Below are 16,996 nucleotides of genomic sequence, written 5' to 3' on the forward strand. Positions count from 1 at the left end.
GTTGATGTTAATCCATCTTCCAGCTGTCACTAAAACGCCAGCTTAAGCTGTTCCCAGTACTGGTTATATATTAACAAGGTATCTTCTCCCACATCTCTTTGAAAATGTCCTTGCTTCAAAACCTCCGCCGGCGGGTAAATCAGCGTGTTTTCCTGAAGTGAGGGAGGCAGTAATTTTCGTCCTGACAAATTGGTGATGGCATGGCCTTCTTTTAATGCAATCTGACTGGCAACGTCGGGGCGTAGAATGAAGTTGATAAAGGCATAGGCTTCTTCGGGGTGGGGTGGGTTGAGCGGCATTGCCAGACAGTCTACCCAAATCACAAAACCATCCCGCGGAAAGTTAAAACGGATGTTTGTATTTTCCGCCTGCGCCTTAAATGCATCACCATTCCAGGCGCTACCGAGCGAGGCATCTTCATCAATCATGATGGCCTGAATACTGTCGCTGGCAAAGAGTTTGATATTGGGAACCAGCTTTAAAAGATGTTCATAAGCTAACTGAATATGTTTTACATCCGTATCATTGGGATCAAAGCCGAGACTCATCAGGGCAATCGCGAATACTTCCCGAGAATCATCAAGAAGCATTAACTGGTTTTTCCACTGTTTCCCCCAAAGTTCTGCCCAGCTTAGGGGGGGATTCTTTATTTTGTTCTGATCGTAAAAAATGCCGGTTAATCCCCAAATCATGGGTACGCTGAATTGATTACCCGGATCGAAGGCATTATTGGTAAAAACAGGATCAAGATTTTTAAGATTAGGTAATTTTTGCGGATCAATAGGATGAAGCATATTCTGTTTTTTCATTCGTTCAACAAAATAGCCTGAAGGCAGAATCACATCATAAATGGTTCTGCTGCTTGCCTTTAATTTGGCATACATGGTTTCATTGCTGTCATAGGTGGAAAAATTCACCTTAATCCCTGTTTCATTTTCAAATTGCTGAACAACTGATTTGGGAATTTCACCGCCCCAGACATAGACATTCACTACAGCAGAAAACCCGGTTACTGAATAGAATACAAACCAGAATACAAGCATCAGCCTTTTCATAGTGAACGCCTGGATAATAAATGAGAAATAATGACCAGAATCATCGAGAAGCCAAATGTGATAGAACAAAGCGCATTGAGCTCAGGAGTAACCCCTGCGCGAACGAGCGAATAGATGGTCAGAGGAAGAATATTGAAATCAGGCCCGGCCACAAAATAACTGATAATCACATCATCGAGAGACAGGGTAAAGCAAAGCAGAAAGGCGCTAAGAACGGCAGGCCAAAGCAGGGGCAGCAAGATTTTTCTTAATGCGGTAAAACGGCTAGCCCCCAAGTCCAGCGCACTGAAATAAATATTGGGATTTAGGGTATTGATGCGTGCATTAATCGTTAAAATAACAAAAGGCAGACAAAAGGTAATGTGTGCAATCAGGAGACTAAAAAATCCAAGGGGCAGTCCGGTGATATTAAAGAATATCAACAATGAAACGCCTAAGACCAAATCAGGAATAATCACCAGCAATAAAAGCATTACAGCCAGAACTTGTCGATGTCTGGTTTTGAAGAGAAAGAGGTGTACCGCAGTTAATAAACCCATAACCGTAGCGATTAATGCCGAACTGACTCCTAATATTAATGAGTTGCTAAATGCGGCCCACAATCCGCGATCATGGAAAAGTTCAGTGTACCACTTTATTGAAAAACCATGCCATTGCAGGGAAAACTTGGCATTATTCACTGAGTAAAGCACCAGAATGAGAATAGGAAAATATAGGAGAGTGTAAACAAAGAAAAGAAAAAAACGCTGGGCGAACTGTTTCATGCGCTCACCTCAGTATTCTGACGTCGATAAAACATAAGAATTAAAAGCAATAGTAAAGTAAGCACAATACTGGTCGCTGAGCCCTGTGGCCAATTCTCAAGAACTAAAAACTGATTCTGAATTAAATTACCAAGAAGAATGGAACGCGCCCCTCCCAATACGTTAGGAATATAAAACAGGGTCATAGCCGGAAGCATGACTAAAAGAGAGCCTGCAATGATACCCGGGGCTGTGTTGGGCAGAAAAACTCGATTGAATATCGCCCATTTACTTGCCCCCAAATCTCTGGCCGCCTCAATTAAGCGAAAATCAAAACGTTCCATATTATTGAAAATTGGCAATACCATAAATGGAAAAAGATTATAAACAAGGCCGATAATGACCGCAAAATTGGAGTAAAGCAGCGATAAAGGTTCATGAATGATATGAAGCTTTAAAAGTACAGCGTTTATAATCCCTTTATATTTCAGCATAGCGATGAGTGAATAGGTCCGTACCAGAGAGCTGGTCCAAAAGGGTATGATAATCAAGAGAATCAAAATGGATTGATGACGGGATTTCACTAGCAGATAACTAAATGGATAGGCAATCAAGAGACATAAGAAAGTTGTAATCGCCGCAATCAGCAATGAGCGAAAGAAGATTTTTGTAAATACCCAGTTTAACAGAGCTGAATAATTTTCAAGCGTAAAGGGCAGGGCCATCAGATTCACGGGATCCCTGGAGAGAAAACTGGTTATCAGCACAAAGCAAAGCGGCAGGAAACTGAAGATAATCAGCCAGCTGTAAAGAAAATAAAGTGAGAATGCCTTAGCTTTCATCGCGTAAAAGCACCTCCCATCCTGATAACCATTCTACCCAGACTGTTTCATTCGCATTGTATTCCAGCTTGTCGTCATCCTCATCAAAAAATTCAGAGGCATTAATTATTTTTCCTGAGTCAAGGCTTACTTTTAAATCAACGGTCGAGCCTTTATAAACAATTTCATTAATTTGTCCCGGCAGCATATCGTGGCTGTCTTTTACCTCGTGCAAATCCCACACACGAATATCTTCAGGCCGTACAATCAGATGAACCTTCTCTCCAGGTTTGAAATTGGAGGTGTTTTTGCAGGTGAGCTCCACCCCCTCAATCTCAACAGTCAGATTCTGTTCACTGACTTCCTTGATTGTGGTCTGAAAGATATTGGCTTCGCCGATAAAACTGGCCACATGCAAATTCACCGGAGTTTCATAGACTTCACGTGGAGTGCCAATCTGCTCAATCTGGCCGTGATTAAAAATGACGATTCGATCAGACATTGACAACGCTTCTTCCTGATCATGGGTGACAAAAATAAAGGTCATATTTAATTTTTGCTGTAGCTGCTTTAATTCAGATTGCATGGCCTTTCTCAGACGATAATCCAATGAGCTTAGCGGCTCGTCGAGCAGCAAAACCTGCGGGCGGTTAATTATTGCTCTGGCAATGGCAACCCGCTGTTGCTGGCCCCCGCTCAACTGCTTGATATTACGCTCGGCGAAGGGTTCCAGCTGCACAAGCCGTAATGCATCCAATACCCGCTCCCGAATCTCTTCTTCTCTGATTTTGCGGCAGCGCAGTGCAAAAGCCACATTTTCAAATACAGTCAGATGGGGGAATAATGCATAGCTTTGAAATACTGTATGCACATCGCGTTTTTGCGGAGGCAAATTATTTACGCAGATACCGTTAATATAAATTTCCCCCTTCGTGGGCTGTTCAAAACCGGAAATCAGACGAAGCAGCGTCGTCTTTCCGCAACCCGAGGGGCCGAGTAATGTTAAAAACTCGCCATCAAGGACAGATAGGGAAATATCGGTCAGAATTTCATTCTGGCCATAGGATTTAAAAACGTTTTTAATTTCTATCAGAGGAGTCGTCATTGATTTTTGCTGAGCAAAACCTTAATTATGATTGTTGCAGGGAAAGTTGTCCAGTAATAGATTTTTTGTATCGATTCAGCACATTTTGAATCCTTTAGGGGAAAAGACAGATTTGAGTGCAGGTTGGGAGATCTCGATTCAAAAAAAGCGCAGCATACATCAGTATGTGAGCAGTTTTTTGAATCGAGATCTCCCAAGATACACCAAATATGGCTTTTCGGTGAACGTGGTGAATAGTTATTTTTTTTTATGACAGAATGCTCGGTTATCAGCACCGAGCAAACTCTGTAAATTAGAACTGGATTACCAGGTTACTATATTCTGAGTAATATCAAGGCTGCATGATTCTGAAACCTGGCCGCTATTGCAAATTACCGCGCCAGTGATGTCGTCCACTTTTAAAACGCCTCCCTGCCAAAGGCAGCAACCCTGGATTTTCTGCAGATCCATAATCGCATGACGAGTACAATAACAGGCGGAATAGTAGCCGTTGTTACATACAAAGCGTCCAGCCGATGAGTCGCAATATGAAATACCGCCCATATTGCCACAGCACTGATCACAGCAAGTTGGACAGGCTGTGGAAGTGTTTCCTAAACAGCGTCCGGCATGTGCCAGAGACAGACTGAATAACAGAAATGTAAACAGGACGAGACGCGAAACATTATACATGAGTAGTTCCCTCAGAGCTGATTAAGTCAGCATATCAAATTGCGGGTTTGAAAAGAAGTTCTTTGAACTCAATCGTTTATTCCGTTGATTCCTCGGAGATCAGCAAATCAACCGATTCAATGCGCTGGAAACGCTGAGTGATTTTTCTCGCTGAAGTCGAGACTTCGTCGACATCCTGATGCGCCTGATCGATATGCTTCGACAATTTATCCATCCTTTTTTCAAAGCGCTGGAAGTCATCCGCCAGAGCATGTAAATGTTTTTGAATAATATGAACCTGTTTGCGAGTGGCGTCATCTTTAAGTACCGCCTTCGCCGTAGTCAAAACAGCCATCAGTGTAGAAGGGGAAACCAGCCACACTTTGAGTCGTTGTGATAAGGCAACCACCTCCGGGTAATTGGCATGAATTTCAGCGAAGATAGCTTCAGCCGGTATAAACATCATCGCACCATCGCTGGTTTCACCTGCAATAATATACTTTTCCGCAATATCTTTAATATGTTTGCTGACATCCTGACGAAATTGCTGCTGTAGTATTTTTTTATCTGTCAATGAGCAGTTGCTGTTAATCAGTTTTTGATAGGTTTCCAGCGGAAATTTAGCATCGATGACCACTTGTCCAGTAGGTTCGGGGAGAAAAAGTATACAATCAGCACGTTTTTGATTACTTAAGGTGTATTGCATTTGATAGTGGGTGGATGGAAGCATATTGGCGATCAGGGCATTTAACTGGACTTCACCAAAGGCGCCTCTTGAGCGTTTATCCTGCAGTACATCCTGAAGGCTGACGACATGAGTGGAAAGCTCGGTTATTTTTTTCTGTGCTTCATCAATAATAGTCAGGCGCCTGACCACATCTGTAAAGGTGCTGGAGGTTTTTTCAAAGCCTTCGGCCAGCTTATGATTGACTTGTTGAGTAAGTTGTTGCAGGTGATTGCGAATTTCCTCTGTCAAAGAGTGGAGATGAGAGGTGAGCCCATTAGCGTGCTGTTTAAAACTGAAGTTGATTTGCTCTCTGATATCCGTCATTTGCTGTTGTATATTTTTAGTAATCAGCTCCTGACCACTTAACTGGTTTTGGATGATCAGTTCATAAAGGCGTTGCTGGCTGTTTGAAGCATTTTCACTGATCACCATTTCCAACTGATGAATCTGCTCTATAAACAGCTCTCTTAACTCAGTGATTTCCAAAGAGGCGCTTCTCTGTAATTTTCGCCGTTGTGCAATCAGCAGAAAGAGAAACAGCAACTGCAGCAGGTTGGTGTAAACCAACCCCTGCAGCGAAAAAAGATAGGATAAATCAGGCATTAAATAAATTTTAAGAAATGAGAATAGGGTTATTGTACTCAAAAACTGACTTGATTTGACCATAGTCAATCAATTGAATAGCGGTTAAATAAAAAGGTCCGCTATAACGGTTGGCCAAATCAGGAGAAAAACTAAGCGTTAAGCTTGTTTTTCCAGCGTCCAGCCAGTTTGCAGATTGTGCTGTTTCCACTGGAATCTTATGGCCTTGTTTATCTGTGGCCAACAAGACTGCCTGTAAGGCATAACGGCTTGACATGGCTACATTTAATTTGGCGCTATATTCAAATGCCTGTTTGCCGGATGGCTTTATCTCAAGCAGGGCCGCTGAGGGCAGTGAATAGGAGAATGCAGTGTGAGCCTGGTACTTAAGCTCCTGACTACCTAAAAGAATGCACTCCTCGGCTTCCACATACCAATTTTCACCCAGAGAATTGATCTCTTCTGTTAACCGGGTTTTTCCCTGGTAAACCCCTTCACTGATTTCTTTAAGGGTAAGGGCGTATTGGGTACCGCCAGGACTAAACAGGGTTGCTTCAATCCGATCTGCGTTATAGTCAGTTGTACGAATGGTGGCAATCAGCATGTCTCCATAGCGATAGCTGCTTTTATCCGTGCCTACACTGAAATAGGCACTGGAGCCTATATCGTTCACATAAATAATAAATTCATCTGCAGGGGAATTATTTCCTGATGCGGCTGTCAGCAAAAACATGCCGCTGCCCAGTGAGGAGCTAAGTTGCATCACCACTCCATTCCTGGGAAAGGGGGTATCGATAAGGGCCTCATCTTTCGCCATCAGCTCAGCCGCCTCTTTCAATGTGTATTGAATATTGTCTTTTTGAATCAATAACTGCGGCATTTCAGGAAGAGCGGAGGATTTTTTTTGAACAGGGTTTATTCTAAGAATCGCACCGGCTGCCTTTGTTGGCAGCTGGATCCCTTTCTGCAACTGCGCAAAACTCACCTTGATGTGGTAAGACTTTGTCTGCTGTTCGCGCAGAGGGCTTGTTTTTTTCAGCAGGCGGCTATCGGTAAATGGCCAGTGAGTGCTAAGGGCTGCACGAGGCAATGAGGCGCAATTCTCACAGGGATAAGTGTGAACGGCCTGTTCCGGAAATGTAGCTGCTATAGCCTGTGAGGCGCCAAGCGCCAGAAGAATACTGTATTTTGCTCTCATGGCTATACTCCTTGTTGCGCCAGATCGGTAATGAGAATTTGTTCCAGACCGAAACAACTGTGTCTGCTTTGGCTATGACTTAAAGGCGTCTTATCGATTGTTTTCTCTGTATCAAAAAACCAAAGGGTTCCGGCAATGACCTGTGAGCTGCAATTAAGAAAACCATCGGAGCATCGTTCCAGGTATAGTTTGGTTAGCTTTAAACCGGTGCTAAGCAAATAGCCATTACAATAGCTTGCGCTGGAAAAAGGAGATGCGGTGACATCTGTACCTACTACAACTCTGAACGGTACGGGCAGGTTGCTTCGGCCGGCGCTTCCCAGGAGAAGTTCATTATTAAACAGGGCCATATCACCGACACGCTGTTGTTTAACGGAATTATTTCGATAGCCAAGCAGCCATCCCACTGATTCTGTAAAAATATTTCCGCTGATCACTTCATCAGCAAGCGGAGTTCCGCCGCTTGAAGGGGCCAGTGCGACGACCCGGCGAATGATTTTACCTAATTTGAAGAATCGCTCGTCATAGGTGGGGTGCGACAAGATCCAGCGCATGACGTTTGCACCATTGGAATGAGTATATACCACCAGCTTGTCAATATTCTTATTTGTTACAAAATCCAGAATCTGATCGGCTGTGCAGCCAGAGGCCTCTTCTTCCCACATGTATTTACTGTAGTCACAGGCTATAACCAGAGCATTGCCAGGTTTAGGCAGACTTTGGCTCATCTGGCTGATAAAATCCTTTTTCCAGTAACCGCCATCAGCGTCATCGCGGTGATCATTGGTACCATGAATGAAAATAATACCCAGATTGTCTGCGGCCGTTGAAGAATATGTTATCGTTGAAACAATAATCAAAAAAAGACTAAGTATTAAGCGGGAAAAGTCCATTTCTTTTAAGTCCTGTTTAAAAGTCTAGCAGTATCTATATCACAGGTTATGAGAGAACGACAAGCGGGTCTTTAAAAAAATAAAATCCTGCCGGCTATAATAATCCCGCGGTTTTGATTATGATTAATCACAAAATTATTGCATTATCCAGGGTTAGAAATGAGTCTCGAAGCAGTCAGAAAAAGACTTGAGTCATTGCGTGAAACAATCAGATTGTATGATTATCAGTATTACGTTCTGGATAATCCCAGCGTTCCTGATGTTGAATACGATCGCTGTTTTCGAGATTTGCAGGCTCTTGAAAGAGAATACCCGGAACTAATGACGGTGGATTCTCCCACACAAAGAGTCTCAGGAAGTGCTGCGCATGTCTTTGAGCCGGTGAGACACCGCCAGCCCATGTTATCACTTTCCAATGTGTTCAGTCCTGAAGAGCTGCAGGCTTTTATCAAGCGGGTGGCGGATAGACTTGACGCTGCAGACAACGAGTTATTATTTAGCTGCGAGCCCAAGCTGGATGGTCTGGCGGTTAGTCTTACTTATGAAAACGGCATCCTGGTAACGGCTGCCACCCGTGGGGATGGAAGCGTTGGGGAAAATATTACTGCTAACATTAAAACAATTGCCGCGGTTCCTTTAAAACTGATGCTTGACACTCCACCTTCCTTAATCGAGATTCGTGGCGAAGTGTATATGCCAAAAGCCGGATTTGAAGCCTTAAACCAGCGGGCAATTGAGCGCGGTGAGAAAACCTATGTGAATCCTCGCAATGCGGCTGCGGGAAGCTTAAGACAGCTTAACCCGCAGATAACGGCTACCCGTCCTCTGGCTATTTTTTGCTATGGTGTTGGTGCTCGTGAAGGTGTTGAGCTGCCTGATAGTCATTTTCAGCAATTGCAATGGCTTCGTCAGTGGGGATTTCGGGTGTTTGCCGACAATCGTCAGGTTCGCGGGTTAAGCGGGTGTCTCGATTACTACCATGAAATGCAAAAAAGGCGAGACAGTCTGCCTTTTGAAATCGATGGGGTAGTCTATAAGCTGGATAGTATTGCTTTGCAGAATGAGCTGGGTTTTGTAGCACGTGCACCGCGCTTTGCCTGTGCGCATAAATACCCTGCAAGTGAAGAAATGACAGAAATATATGCTGTTGATTTTCAGGTTGGCCGCACCGGCGCTTTAACTCCTGTCGCGCGTCTGAAACCTGTTTTTGTAGGCGGCGTCACGGTCAGCAATGCGACCTTGCATAATATGGATGAAATCAGACGCAAGGGGATCTTAATTGGCGACACTGTGGTGGTACGCCGGGCTGGTGATGTGATTCCTGAAGTAGTAAGTGTGGTGCTTGAAAAAAGGCCTGAGACCGCCAGGGAAATCACCTTGCCTTCTACCTGTCCGGTTTGTGATGCGGAGGTAGTGCACGAAGAAGGCGAGGCTGTAGCGCGCTGTATGGGAGGATTATTCTGTCAGGCTCAGTTGAAAGGGATGATTTGGCATTTTGCCTCACGCCGGGCCATGTCCATTGATGGATTGGGTGATGTATTAATTGAGCAGTTAGTGAATCAGCAGTTAGTAAAGGATGTTGCGGATCTTTATGCTGTAACTCTGGATCAATTGATGGCCTTGCCGCGTATGGGCAGGAAATCGGCCGAAAATTTATTGAATGCAATAGAACAGAGTAAGAAAACAACCTTCAAACGCTTTTTATATGCTTTGGGGATCCGTGAAGTTGGAGAGGTCAGCGCAGGCGTTTTAGCTGATCATTTTAAGGATTTGGTCGAGCTTAAAAACGCCAGTATCGAGCAGTTGATGGAGCTGAAGGACATTGGGCCTGTCGCTTCGCATTATATTGTTCATTTTTTCTCCCAGGATCATAATTGTGAAGTCATTAATAAACTGGTGCTTTATGGGGTTCACTGGCCGCAGGTAGAAAAAAAACAAATCGACACAACAAACCCTTTTTATAATAAAACACTGGTCCTAACAGGTACTTTGAACACGATGGGCAGGGATGTGGCGAAAGCCAGGCTGGAAGCGCTTGGTGCAAAGGTAACCGGCAGTGTTTCAAGTAAAACCGATTTTTTAATCGCAGGTACCGAGGCTGGCTCCAAGTTAGAAAAAGCCGCTAAGTTAAAAGTAATGATTTTAGATGAAGAACAGTTTCTTCAAATGCTGGATCAGTAAGTCAGGATGTCATTTTGAAACTAACAGGGAATATTCAATTAGGAGTTGCAGTGCTGCTGCTAGCCAGCAACTCGAGCTATGGTCTGGTTTTAAATGATCCTTATCCTGAAAGCGATTCTGGAAAAAAAATCTACTATTCCTCATTTAATGAGCAACCTAAAACACTGGATCCGGCTCGTTCATATTCCAGTAATGAATATGTTTTTATCATGCAAATTTATGAGCCCTTATTGCAATATGACTATTATAAGCGGCCTTATGAACTGGAACCTTTAATTGCGGCGAGCATGCCGCAAGTGACATATCTCGACAAATCACTGCAGCCTCTGCCTGATTCTCTTTCAGAAAACGTGGCATTCAGTCTTTACAGAATTGATATCAAACCTGGAATTCTGTATCAACCTCACCCGGCATTTGCTATGGATAATAAGGGGAAATATCGCTATTTACCTCTTCCGGATAACTATCTTGAAGACAATGATATTAATCAGCTGGCTGATTTCACATATACCGGAACCCGGGAATTGGTCGCTGATGATTTTATTTATCAAATCAAACGCCTGGCTGATCCGGATGTCAGTTCACCAATCAGAGAATTAATGAGCGAACACATCGTGGGTTTCAGAGAGTTTGCCAATCAGTTGCCTCCACTAAGAACGCATCATTATGTGGATCTGAGACAATATCCCCTAAGTGGTGTCAAAAAATTGAACGATTACAGTTTTGAAATTCTGGTGAAAGGTTCTTATTCACAGTTTCTTTTTTGGCTGGCAATGCCTTTTTTTGCACCAGTTCCCTGGGAAGTCGACCAGTTTTATTCACAACCTGATATGGATGATAAAAATTTAAGCTTTGACTGGTATCCCGTTGGAACGGGGCCTTTTATGCTGAGTGAAAATAATCCTAACCGAAAAATGATTCTGTTGAAAAATCCCAATTACCGCCAGGATTTTTATCCGGACTCTACAGATCCGGAGGATGTGAAAAAAGGATATACCATCAATGCGGGGAAACGACTGCCTCTGATTGATGAGGCTTATTTTACTTTGGAAAAAGAGTCGATCCCGCGCTGGAATAAATTTTTGCAGGGCTATTATGATGCCTCTGCGATTAGTAATGAGAATTTCGATCAGACTATCCGTCTGGATACAAAAGGCGAGCCCCATTTGAGTGGCGAAATGAAGGCACGAAATTTACAGTTGCAACAAACAACCGATCCTTCAATTTATTATCTAGGCTTTAATATGCTTGATCCAGTGGTCGGAGGAAACAGTAAGCGTGCCCGGAAACTTCGTCAGGCGATTTCTATCGCTGTGAATTATGATGAGTTTATTACGATTTTTTTTAATGGCAGGGGCCAGTCTGCCCAAGGTCCGATACCGCCAGGCATATTTGGCTACAAAGAGGGCAAGGCTGGAATGAATCCTATTGTGTATCGCTGGGACGCTGCTGATAATAAAATGCTGCGCCGAGATATTAACGAAGCACGGAAACTTATGGCAGAAGCAGGTTATCCCAGGGGGCGCGACCCTTCAACCGGCAAAGCCTTGATATTGCATTACGACAGCGCTGTAACGGGCGGCCCTGATGACAAGGCGCAATTGGATTGGATGAGAAAACAATTTGCCCGAATTGGCATTGATTTGAATATCCGAGCCACCCAATACAATCGGTTTCAGGAAAAAATGCGGGTGGGCAATACGCAAATTTTTTATTGGGGATGGAATGCGGATTATCCAGACCCGGAAAACTTTCTTTTTCAGCTTTATGGCATCAACGGGAAAGTTAGCTATGGCGGCGAGAATGCCGCCAATTACAATAATCCTCTCTATGACCGATTGTTTGATCAAATGAAAAATCGTGCAAATGATCCAAAACGTCAGGAACTAATTGACAAAATGCTGGCCATAGTTCGGGAAGATGCTCCCTGGGTGTGGGGTGTGAATACGGAAAGCCTTATTCTGGCGCAGCAGTGGGCTAATCTGGCAAAGCCAAATACGATTAGCCTCGGGCATTTAAAGTATGCCAGTATTGATGTCAAGCTGCGTGAAAAATTGAGAAGCCTATGGAATCAACCGGTGTTATGGCCTGTCGCTCTGATAGTACTTATCCTGTGTCTTTTGATCTTACCCTTGCTGTTTGCCTATCACCGTAAGGAAAAAAGTCCTGCAAAGAGATTGCACTCATGTTAATTTATCTCGTAAAAAGAATAGCTTATGCATTGCCCATACTTTTTGGAATCAATTTAATCACCTTCGCACTTTTTTTTATGATTAATTCACCGGACGATATGGCCCGTATGCAGTTAGGACAGAAGCATGTCAAGCCGGAGGCGATTGTACATTGGAAAGCAAAGCATGGTTACGATCTGCCTTTATTTTACAATGACCAGGCCCCCGGGATGCAGAAACTGAGCCAAACCCTGTTTTTTCAGAAATCACTGAAGCTTTTTGCTTTTGATTTTGGTATGTCGGACGCTGGCCGCGATATCAGTTTTGATATCTCGCATCGAATGTGGCCAAGTCTTGCGATTGCTATACCTATTCTTTTATTCAGTATGTTGGTGAATATTATTTTTGCAATGGCGATGGCATTTTTTCGTTCGACTTATCTCGATATCAGCGGTGCGGTTTTCTGTATTATTTTAATGTCAATATCCAGCCTGTTTTATATTATTGGCGGCCAGTATTTATTTGGTAAAGTGCTGAAACTGGTTCCCATCTCCGGTTATGACGGCGGCTTTGAAAGTATCAAATTCATTATATTGCCTGTGGTGGTGGCTGTAATTAGTGGAATAGGTTCGGGAGCACGCTGGTATCGAACGCTGTTTCTCGAAGAAATGAATCGTGACTATGTCAAAACCGCACGCGCCAAAGGGGTTTCAGAAACCGGCATTTTATTCAGGCATGTGCTGTGGAATGCTATGCTGCCTATTCTGACAGGAGTGGTGGTACTGATTCCTTCGCTGTTTATGGGAAGTCTGGTTCTTGAGTCTTTTTTTGGTGTGCCAGGGCTTGGAAGCTATATTATTGATGCGATTCAACAGCAGGATTTTGCGATTGTGAGGGCAATGGTTTTTCTCGGATCAGTTTTATATATTCTTGGCTTAATTTTAACGGATATTTCCTACACCTGGGCAGATCCGCGAGTAAGGTTGGGTTAATCAATGCTTTGGACGGATATTTTTTTTCTTGGCATGCTGGTTTTTGTTTTTGCCGGCCTCTTGTTCAGTTTAAGGAAGGAGCCAGCACGAGTGGTGCTGTTGAAGCTTTTTCAGCGGCCCATCGCCATCGCTTCAGGGATTATTCTCATATTTTTTTTAAGCATAGCCATTCTTGATTCCTTCCATATTGAAGTTTCAGAGGGTAAAGACACTGCTGCTCTTGAATCTAAAACCTTGCTCGATGCCATACTAGCCCCTTTGGATGAGGTGTATGAAAATACTTATTCTGCGCCAATGGCCTTAAAGCTTTATACCACCGAAACAGCTATCCTCGGCGGCAAAATTCAGCAAATTTATCCTCGCCTTTCCTATCCACCCGCGACAATTCAAACCAGTCAGGATAAAAACAGCTTAATCCTTCAAACCTTTTTTAAAGCGGGGATGTATGGAATATTATGGACAGCGGGATTGGTATTAGTGTTTATCTTAATCGCATATTTATCAGGCCATAGGCATTTCAAATATTCCCCGCAGCTTGCAGTTGCTCTGGGAACTGTTTTTATCTGTATTTTTCTTGGCATTCTGGCGTTTCAGCTCTCCCGTTACTTCCACGTCTTTGGCACTGGAAAAATTGGGCAGGATATTTTCTATTACACCGTAAAAAGTATTCGCACCGGCCTTGTTATTGGAACCTTAACGACATTATTCATGCTTCCTTTAGGAATTGTTCTAGGCATTGCAGCAGGTTATTTTGGCGGGGTTGTCGATGATATTATTCAGTATATTTATACTGTTTTAAGCTCCATTCCCGGGGTGCTTCTTATCACGGCTTCTGTATTATCGATGCAAACTTATATTGCCAATCATCCTCAGCAATTTCCAACGCTTGAAAAAAGTGCTGATGCGAGGTTATTCGCCTTATGCCTTATTCTCGGGATAACCAGCTGGACCAGCTTGTGTCGTTTACTGCGTGCAGAAGCTTTGAAGTTTCGTGAAATCGACTTTGTATTAGCCGCTAAAGTTATGGGAACTCGAACTTCGAGAATTATCTGGAAACATTTATTGCCTAATATGATGCCGATTGTGCTCATTTCACTGGTTCTCGATTTCAGTTTTCTGGTGCTGGCTGAAGCGGTGCTTTCCTATGTGGGGGTAGGGGTATCCCCAATGACCATCAGCTGGGGAAATATGATCAACGGAGCCAGGCTCGAGCTGGCCAGAGAGCCGCTGGTATGGTGGCCTATTATGGCAGCATTCCTGTTTATGTTTATACTGGTACTGGCGAGTAATCTATTTGCCGATGCGGTACGAGATGCCCTGGATCCCCATCAGGCTTGATAGATGTATTCAACTTAAGAAAGATCCTCTCTCCCTCAGGGAGAGAGTTAGAGAGAGGGGTTTAAAATCAACCCTCACCCTCTCCCAGCCTGGGAGAGGGGATTTTCTCTTAAGTGGATTCCTGCTAAAACAGGTTCTCACTTTCTTCCGATGATGAAGAGGAAGAGCTGCCGGCAGTTACAGGCGCCCCTTCTTCTGTGGGCACATCCTGTTCCCTGAAATATTCCACTATCGCATTGCTTTGATTTTCATTGGCCAAAAGACCCGTTTTGGGATCAATGCGAACTGCGACCACATTTTCAGGTTTGGTCAGGCTTTGTTCTGCCACGTTTTTGAGGGCTGTCTTCATGAATTCAATCCACATGGGCAGTGCAACGGTTGCGCCATATTCGTGAAGCGATTGAGGCGTATCATAGCCAACCCAGGCTGTTGCAACCAGATTGGGAGTAAATCCGGCGAACCAGGCGTCGACCTGATCATTGGTGGTTCCTGTTTTACCAGCCAGGTCTTGTCGATTCAAAACGCGAGCGGCACGAGCAGTTCCCTGCTGAACAACGTCTTTTAATGCTGTATTCATTAAAAAGGCGATATCGGCTGGAATAACCCGTGGTGCGAAAGAGTCTGAGTCCGACTTGGCTTGTGCGCAATTGTCGCAGACCACAGCAGGTTTTGCGCGAAGCAGAATATTTCCGTCTTCATCGCTGATATGATCAATCAGATAAGGTTCCACGCGATAGCCGCCATTGGCAAACACTGCATAGGCTGCGGTGAGCTCAAGAGGACTGACCGACAAACTTCCCAAGGCCAGAGACAATGCGCGGGGAAGTTGTTGCTTGCGAAAGCCGAAACGGGATACAAAATCAATCGTATAATCAAAGCCCAAATCATCCAGTACACGAATGGAAACCAGATTGCGAGAGCGAATCAGGGCTTCTTTTAAGCGCATGGGGCCGTTAAAAGTCTGGTTGTCATTATGTGGACGCCACAAGGTGGGCTGACTGGGATCATCAACAACAATCGGCGAGTCATTGACCAGAGTCGCCAGCGTATAATCTTTATTGAGTGCTGCGGCATAGACAAAAGGTTTGAAGCTTGAGCCAGGTTGTCTGCTGGATTGCGTTACCCGGTTAAACTTGCTTTTCTCAAAATTAAAGCCGCCAACCAGGGCCTCGATAGCGCCATTTTGCGGATTCAACGCAATAAGCGCTGCTTCGGCCTGCGGTACCTGGTTTAACATCCAGTTGTTTTCTTTCTGGTTGACATAGACAATATCACCAATTTTAAAAACCTGATGCGCGTTCTGAGGCGCTTTACCCATCCATCCTTTTCTTAGCGCGGGTCTGGCCCAGGACATTCCTTCCCATTTGATAGTAATGCTATTGCCGTCCCGCATCAGCGCGGTTGCTTCTTTATCTTTAAGGCTTAAAATAACCACAGGCTGGAGATCGTTTACCGTGGGATAAGAAGCCAGCAATTTACGGGCGGCAGCAGGGGACTGATCATTGACCGGGCCTGCATTGGCCACGGCTCCCCGATAGCCATGTCGATGGTCATAGGCCATCAGTTGACTAAATACGGCCTGATTAGCTGCGAGCTGCAGGTTACTATTGATTGTGGTATAAACTTTATAGCCCTTGGTATAGGCGTTTTCACCATAATGATCATAAAGTGATTGGCGAATCATTTCTGCAACATAGGGAGCGCTTACTTCAATATTGGGTCCATGATATTTGGCAGTTATTGGTTGCTGGATGGCTTCGTTATATTGTTCCTGAGTAATGTACTTTTCTTCGAGTAATCGTTCCAGCACGTGGTCGCGTCGTTTCTTGGCAGCAGCCGGATTAATAATAGGATTCTGTGTGGAGGGGGCCTGTGGTAAACCGGCGATGGTTGCCAATTCGGCCAGGTTCAAGTCTTTCAGCTGCTTTCCATAATACACTTTAGCCGCGGCTCCCACGCCGTAAGCGCGATTCCCCAGATAGATTTTATTCAGATACAGCTCAAGAATTTTTTCCTTGCTTAACTCACGATCAATTTTGATAGCCAGCAGGATCTCATTGAATTTTCTTAAAAAAGTCTTTTTGCGGCTCAAGAAAAAATTACGGGCTACCTGCATGGTAATCGTACTTCCGCCCTGTGATTTGCTGCCTGTCTGGATCATATTTACCATGGCGCGGCCAAGCCCCATGACATCGACTCCGGGATGTTCAAAAAAGCGCTGGTCCTCAGTTGCCAATAGTGCAAAGACCAGGGTTTTAGGAATCTCGTCATAAGTCAGTGGAATGCGTCGCTTCTCCCCGTATTCCTGGATTAACTTGCCATCCTGCGTATAAACGCGCAGTGGTACCTGAAGGTGGACAGTTTTTAATGAATCCACATTCGGCAGCTGACTTTCCAGATAAAGATAGAGGAAACTGACTCCAACGACACCAACAAAGAAAAGGCTTAAAAGCGCCCAGAGCCCTTTACGCCAAAAGTAAATCATTTTTTTCATGTTGTGTGGAGCTTTAGAAATTGAAATGCGATGATTATAACGCGA

General features: G+C 44.2%; 13 protein-coding genes. 4 read left to right on the plus strand and 9 right to left on the minus strand.

Annotated elements, in window-relative coordinates; translation table 11 throughout:
- Positions 1-29: 29 nt before the first annotated feature.
- The 8 genes from LXA66_RS14220 to LXA66_RS14255 form a co-directional block, all read right to left on the minus strand.
- On the minus strand, positions 30-1,055 hold the full coding sequence (locus tag LXA66_RS14220; RefSeq protein ID WP_233013681.1) for a PotD/PotF family extracellular solute-binding protein: 1,026 nt from the start codon (positions 1,053-1,055) through the stop codon (positions 30-32).
- Complete coding sequence (locus tag LXA66_RS14225; RefSeq protein WP_112218195.1) at positions 1,052-1,819, minus strand: ABC transporter permease subunit; 768 nt, start codon at positions 1,817-1,819, stop codon at positions 1,052-1,054. The genes LXA66_RS14220 and LXA66_RS14225 overlap by 4 nt, the downstream gene beginning before the upstream one ends.
- A complete protein-coding gene (locus tag LXA66_RS14230; protein ID WP_233013682.1) occupies positions 1,816-2,640 on the minus strand; it encodes an ABC transporter permease in 825 nt (274 codons plus the stop codon). The genes LXA66_RS14225 and LXA66_RS14230 overlap by 4 nt, the downstream gene beginning before the upstream one ends.
- Positions 2,630-3,724 (minus strand): spermidine/putrescine ABC transporter ATP-binding protein PotA, encoded by a 1,095-nt coding sequence (potA, locus tag LXA66_RS14235; RefSeq protein WP_233013683.1) that lies wholly within the window; start codon positions 3,722-3,724, stop codon positions 2,630-2,632. The genes LXA66_RS14230 and potA overlap by 11 nt, the downstream gene beginning before the upstream one ends.
- Positions 3,725-4,027: 303 nt before the next feature.
- On the minus strand, positions 4,028-4,396 hold the full coding sequence (locus LXA66_RS14240) for a hypothetical protein (protein ID WP_058507343.1): 369 nt from the start codon (positions 4,394-4,396) through the stop codon (positions 4,028-4,030).
- Positions 4,397-4,472: 76 nt separating this feature from the next.
- Positions 4,473-5,705: a DNA recombination protein RmuC gene (locus LXA66_RS14245; protein WP_233013958.1), complete on the minus strand. Its 1,233-nt coding sequence runs from the start codon at positions 5,703-5,705 to the stop codon at positions 4,473-4,475.
- A gap of 10 nt (positions 5,706-5,715) precedes the next feature.
- Positions 5,716-6,882, minus strand: coding sequence for a DUF4785 domain-containing protein (locus LXA66_RS14250; protein ID WP_233013684.1), 1,167 nt, complete (start codon positions 6,880-6,882; stop codon positions 5,716-5,718).
- Between the two features lie 2 nt (positions 6,883-6,884).
- The gene (locus tag LXA66_RS14255; protein WP_112218191.1) at positions 6,885-7,775 is read right to left on the minus strand and encodes a hypothetical protein; all 891 of its coding nucleotides are present in this window, start codon (positions 7,773-7,775) and stop codon (positions 6,885-6,887) included.
- Between the two features lie 159 nt (positions 7,776-7,934).
- Here LXA66_RS14255 and ligA point away from each other — a divergent pair, with 159 nt between their 5' ends.
- Genes ligA through LXA66_RS14275 form a run of 4 tightly spaced genes read left to right on the plus strand, consistent with a single transcriptional unit; the run spans position 7,935 to position 14,457 of the window.
- Positions 7,935-9,956 carry an NAD-dependent DNA ligase LigA gene (gene ligA, locus LXA66_RS14260; protein ID WP_233013685.1) on the plus strand — a complete coding sequence of 674 codons (2,022 nt, stop codon included), beginning with the start codon at positions 7,935-7,937 and terminating at the stop codon, positions 9,954-9,956.
- 32 nt (positions 9,957-9,988) lie between these two features.
- Entirely contained in the window at positions 9,989-12,148 is a 2,160-nt protein-coding gene (locus LXA66_RS14265) for an ABC transporter substrate-binding protein (RefSeq protein WP_370637296.1), read from the plus strand.
- On the plus strand, positions 12,142-13,119 hold the full coding sequence (locus LXA66_RS14270) for an ABC transporter permease (protein ID WP_233013686.1): 978 nt from the start codon (positions 12,142-12,144) through the stop codon (positions 13,117-13,119). The genes LXA66_RS14265 and LXA66_RS14270 overlap by 7 nt, the downstream gene beginning before the upstream one ends.
- 3 nt (positions 13,120-13,122) lie before the next feature.
- The gene (locus tag LXA66_RS14275) at positions 13,123-14,457 is read left to right on the plus strand and encodes an ABC transporter permease (protein WP_233013687.1); all 1,335 of its coding nucleotides are present in this window, start codon (positions 13,123-13,125) and stop codon (positions 14,455-14,457) included.
- A 124-nt stretch (positions 14,458-14,581) separates the two neighbouring features.
- Here LXA66_RS14275 and LXA66_RS14280 read toward each other — a convergent pair whose 3' ends face one another.
- On the minus strand, positions 14,582-16,951 hold the full coding sequence (locus LXA66_RS14280) for a penicillin-binding protein 1A (RefSeq protein ID WP_133138857.1): 2,370 nt from the start codon (positions 16,949-16,951) through the stop codon (positions 14,582-14,584).
- Positions 16,952-16,996 lie beyond the last annotated feature (45 nt).

This window comes from Legionella sp. 16cNR16C (genome assembly GCF_021297775.1).
GTDB classification, from domain to species: Bacteria; Pseudomonadota; Gammaproteobacteria; order Legionellales; family Legionellaceae; genus Legionella_C; species Legionella_C quinlivanii_A.

Bases quoted from the DNA above. Each gene is read 5' to 3' on its own strand.
- LXA66_RS14220 (WP_233013681.1), bottom strand. From the start codon at position 1,055: ATGAAAAGGCTGATGCTTGTATTCTGGTTTGTATTCTATTCAGTAACC.
- LXA66_RS14225 (WP_112218195.1), bottom strand. From the start codon at position 1,819: ATGAAACAGTTCGCCCAGCGTTTTTTTCTTTTCTTTGTTTACACTCTC.
- LXA66_RS14230 (WP_233013682.1), bottom strand. From the start codon at position 2,640: ATGAAAGCTAAGGCATTCTCACTTTATTTTCTTTACAGCTGGCTGATT.
- potA (WP_233013683.1), bottom strand. From the start codon at position 3,724: ATGACGACTCCTCTGATAGAAATTAAAAACGTTTTTAAATCCTATGGC.
- LXA66_RS14240 (WP_058507343.1), bottom strand. From the start codon at position 4,396: ATGTATAATGTTTCGCGTCTCGTCCTGTTTACATTTCTGTTATTCAGT.
- LXA66_RS14245 (WP_233013958.1), bottom strand. From the start codon at position 5,705: ATGCCTGATTTATCCTATCTTTTTTCGCTGCAGGGGTTGGTTTACACC.
- LXA66_RS14250 (WP_233013684.1), bottom strand. From the start codon at position 6,882: ATGAGAGCAAAATACAGTATTCTTCTGGCGCTTGGCGCCTCACAGGCT.
- LXA66_RS14255 (WP_112218191.1), bottom strand. From the start codon at position 7,775: ATGGACTTTTCCCGCTTAATACTTAGTCTTTTTTTGATTATTGTTTCA.
- ligA (WP_233013685.1), top strand. From the start codon at position 7,935: ATGAGTCTCGAAGCAGTCAGAAAAAGACTTGAGTCATTGCGTGAAACA.
- LXA66_RS14270 (WP_233013686.1), top strand. From the start codon at position 12,142: ATGTTAATTTATCTCGTAAAAAGAATAGCTTATGCATTGCCCATACTT.
- LXA66_RS14275 (WP_233013687.1), top strand. From the start codon at position 13,123: ATGCTTTGGACGGATATTTTTTTTCTTGGCATGCTGGTTTTTGTTTTT.
- LXA66_RS14280 (WP_133138857.1), bottom strand. From the start codon at position 16,951: ATGAAAAAAATGATTTACTTTTGGCGTAAAGGGCTCTGGGCGCTTTTA.